Source organism: Streptomyces sp. SBT349 (genome assembly GCF_001083795.1).
In the GTDB taxonomy this organism is placed as follows: domain Bacteria; phylum Actinomycetota; class Actinomycetes; order Streptomycetales; family Streptomycetaceae; genus Streptomyces.
Genome location: NZ_LAVK01000569.1, coordinates 1 through 2,783, shown reverse-complemented (window position 1 = coordinate 2,783; position 2,783 = coordinate 1). Strand labels below are relative to the sequence as shown.

General features: G+C 70.2%; 2 protein-coding genes. Both read left to right on the top strand.

The genetic code is table 11. The features are described from left to right. Positions 1–677: 677 nt before the first annotated feature. Positions 678–1,316 (top strand): HAD family hydrolase, encoded by a 639-nt coding sequence (locus tag ADY01_RS34670; RefSeq protein WP_049580772.1) that lies wholly within the window; start codon positions 678–680, stop codon positions 1,314–1,316. Between the two features lie 72 nt (positions 1,317–1,388). After that, positions 1,389–2,570 carry a helix-turn-helix domain-containing protein gene (locus tag ADY01_RS34665; protein ID WP_049580771.1) on the top strand — a complete coding sequence of 394 codons (1,182 nt, stop codon included), beginning with the start codon at positions 1,389–1,391 and terminating at the stop codon, positions 2,568–2,570. Positions 2,571–2,783: the final 213 nt, after the last annotated feature.

The following is a 2,783-nucleotide window of genomic DNA, read 5'->3' as shown; positions in this document are numbered from 1 at the left end:
CGGGTGTCCGAACGGGCGCAGCGGATGACGCTGGTCTTGGGTCGGTCTGTTCGCTGTGGCTGGGGTGGCGCGCAGCTGCTGCCGCCTCTGTGTGCCCTTGTTGGTCACCAGCCGGGCCGGTGGGGGTCGTTGCCCAACCGGGCCGTGGTGGCGGTGCGCGGTCGTCTGCCCCTTCGGGCATCTGGAGGTGGGGACTCTTCTGAAACGCGAAACACTTCGTTTTAAACAGAGTGTTGAAAACAAACCGTGCGCCGTTTCACACCAGTCCCCGCCCTCCGATGCCCGATAGGGCAACGAACCCACCGGCCCGCTACATAAGCCCAGGCGGCGCGCGGACGACGACGAATACGAGCGGCCAGGGCAGGCCCGAAGGGTGCGCGCCACCCCAGCCCACCACCCACAGACCGACCCAAGACCACCGCCATCCGCTGCGCCCGTCCGGACACCCACCTCATCCAAGAGACCACTTCCCGGTCACCGGGACGGCGAACACCCACGAACCCTCCCCCCGTAGGTGCCTCCCTCGTGCATCCGCACGAAACAGACACCCGGGCAAGCCCGCGCCACCTAGACCAGGCGTAGAAGCCGCAAAACCCCAGCCAACAGCCGGTGACGGGAGCCGCGCGCCCGCCATCCGAGTTCGGCCACTCCCGCCGGGCCACGCCTAGTCTGTGCTCATGATCAGGTGTGTGGCACTGGACATCGGTGAAACTTTGACGGCTGACACCCGGTACTGGGGTGACTGGGCCGATTGGTTCGGGGTCTCGCGTCACACCGTGTCGGCCCTCGTCGGGGCGGTGGTGGCGCAGGGGCGGGACAACGCGGACGCGCTCCGGCTCCTGCGCCCAGGCGTGGACTTGGACGCCGAGTACGCCGCCCGGGAAGCCGCCGGGCGCGGGGAGCGGCTGTCCGAGTCGGACCTGTACGAGGACGTCCGCCCCGCACTGGCGGCGTTGCGGCACCTCGGGGTGCGGGTGGTCGTCGCCGGGAACCAGACCATCAGGGCGGGCGAGCAACTGCGCGCCCTGGAGCTGCCGGTGGACGCGGTCGCGGTGTCCGGGGAGTGGGGCGTCGCCAAGCCGAACACCGCGTTCTTCCTCAAGGTCGTCGCTCTCGCGGAAGCACGGCCGGAGGAGATTCTGTACGTGGGCGACCACCCCGCGAACGACGTCGTCCCCGCCAGGGAAACGGGCCTGCGGACCGCGCACATCCGGCGCGGCCCCTGGGGACACCTGTGGGCGGACGACCCGGATGTGCGTGCGGCGGACTGGACCGTCGACAGCCTCACCGAACTCCCCGGCATCCTCGGCGTCTAGGACACCTCGCGTACTCGCAGGGTGATCACCCGGGTACCGTTCGGAGTGGAAAAGCACTGAACGGGAGGCCCCATGCCCTCTGCCAAGGCGTTGGAGGTAGGTCGCCGCGTCGCCTATCACCGCAGCATGCACCGCATGACTCAGCTCCAACTCGCCGATGCCGCCGGGATCCACGTCGGGACCTTGCGCAAGATCGAGCGCGGCGCGCGGGGTGCGGGCGATGCGGTACTCGATGCTCTCGCCGATGCGCTCGGCATCGACGTGACACGACTGCACCGTGACCAGGACCGGGCCGCGTCACGGATCCACGACGCCATGCCGGCTCTCGCCGCCCTCCTGGCCGGCCATGATGATCCGGACGACGGGCCCGTCCGCGCGCTTCCTCTGCTGCGCACCGCCGTGTCCGCGGCGGTGTCCCATCGGCTGGAATCGCAGTACGTGCGGATCATGCGCGTTGGCCCCGGCCTGCTCTCCGAACTGCTGCGAGCGCTGAGCACCGGCACGGCCGAGAGCCGACCCGAGCTGGCACGCCTGCTGGTGTCGGCCTGCCGGGCGGTGGACGCCGTTGCCTACAAGCATGGCGCCACAGACCTCTCGGCGCGTCTCATCGACCTCATGAGGTGGGCGGCCCGGCGGGCGGACGACGCGGTGACGACCGCGACCGTGGAGTACGTGCGCACCGAGGTCTACTTCGCGGCTCGTGCGCACGCGGCTGGACTGCGCGCCCTGGAGCGGGCCATTGACCACGCGCCTCCACCCAACGGCACCGCCGCAGCGGCCTCCCGCGGTGCCCTGCACATGCGTGCGGCGGTGATCGCGGGAAGAGCGGGCGACCACCACTCCGCCACGTCGCACATGAAGCACGCCGACCGCCTGGCCAGGTCGGTGCCCGAGGCGGTCTACGACGGCACCGCGGTCGGCCCCGACTCCGTGCGAGTGCATGAGGTCTCCCTTGCCGTTTCCCTCGGAGAGGGTCACCTTCAGCGGGCACTGGACATCGCCCAGGAGTGGGCGCCACCGAAGGGCCTACCCGCCGAGCGGCGCTCCTCGTTCCATATCGAGGTAGCCCGAGCCCAGCTCTGGGCCGGGCGGCCGGATGACGCCTTCGAGAGCCTCAAGACGGCTCGACGGATCGCACCCCAGCACGCCCGTGAACACCGGTGGGTCCGTGAGGACATCGGGACGCTTCGCCGCCTGAAGAGAGCGGACGCCGCGTCGCTGACCCACTTCGCCGAGTGGTGCGGCGCCATCTGACCGGCCGACTCCAGGTGACCCCCACTGGGTCACTTCTCGTCGCGCTCGACCGAGACCATCGGCGCATGACAGCCACGGATGCCTTGCACGAGTGGGTGCCTTCGGGTGCCGGTGGTGGGCGAGGGTTGCCCGCCGGTAAGTGGTTCGACGCGGTGCGGGTGGGGTGTGTGGACAGCATCGGGGTGTTCGCCCGCTTGGGGCAGGGTGTGGGGC